Genomic DNA, 1,063 nt, shown 5'->3' on the forward strand with positions numbered 1-1,063 from the left:
GCGGCGCCGGACACCACAGCCAGGGGCTGGCGGGGGCCTCGGAGACCTCGTCTCCGTCGAGCTCGCCCTCGTAGGCGGCGAGCAGCTGCTCGCTGAGCTCGGCGACGCTGACCCCCCGGAGCAGGTCGGCGAGGCGGACCTCGAAGGCGCCGCGCTCGCGCAGCTCGTCGCGGAGCTCGACGGAGGTCATGGAGTCGAGGCCGAGGGCGGTCAGCGAGCGCTTGGGGTCGGCCTCCTCGGGGCTCAGGCGGAGGGTCCGGGCGACGGCGTCGAGCACGAAGGCCTGGATGGCCGGGCCCCGCTCGCCGCGCGGGAGGGCGTCGAGGTCGAAGCTCGAGTCCGCCGCCGCCTCCTCGGCCTCGACGCCTTCGCTCTGGAGGATGGCCAGGAGCTGCCCGCGCCCGCCGAAGCGGACCTTGGCCCAGTCGAAGGCGCCGAGCACCACGTGGGCGTCGCCGAGGGCGACGGCGCGGCGCAGGCCGGCGATGGCCGGGGCGGGCTCCATCGCCGACACGCCCTGCGACTCGAGCTGCGCGCGCACGGAGGTGGCCATGCTGGGCCCGGCCCACAGCCCCCAGGCCATCGACAGCCCGGGCAGGCCGGCCTCGCGGCGGAGCTGACACAGCGCGTCCAGGTAGGCGTTGGCGGCCGCGTAGTTGGCCTGGCCGATCTGCGCGAGGGTCCCGGCGGCGGACGAGTAGAGCACGAAGGCGTCGAGCTCGAGGTCCCGGGTCGCGGCGTGGAGCTGCCACGCCGGGCCGACCTTGGGCAGGCTGGGGCCGCGGAGCTGCTCGGGGTCGAGCCTGGCGATGAGCTCGTCGTCGACGAGGCCGGCGGAGTGGAACACCGCGCGCAAGGGCGGGCCCTCTCGGCGCAGGCGATCGAGCAGGGCGCCGAGGGCCTCGGGGTCGGCGACGTCGCAGGCGACGAGCTCGACGCTCGGGCCCAGGGCGACGAGCTCGGCCTCCAGCTCGGCCGCGCCGGGGGCCCCCGGTCCGCGGCGGCTGGTCAGGACGAGGCGCTGGATGCCTTCTCGGGCCAACCACCGCGCGGTGTGGCCTCC

The 1,063-nt window shown here is 76.7% G+C and carries 1 protein-coding gene; it reads right to left on the reverse strand.

Annotation, left to right across the window (positions count from 1 at the left end):
• The coding region (locus PPSIR1_RS41395; RefSeq protein ID WP_006977323.1) for a beta-ketoacyl reductase at positions 1 to 1,042 on the reverse strand (1,042 nt) is incomplete at its 3' end.
• Positions 1,043 to 1,063 lie beyond the last annotated feature (21 nt).

The sequence above is a fragment of the Plesiocystis pacifica SIR-1 genome (genome assembly GCF_000170895.1).
GTDB lineage: Bacteria > Myxococcota_A > Polyangia > Nannocystales > Nannocystaceae > Plesiocystis > Plesiocystis pacifica.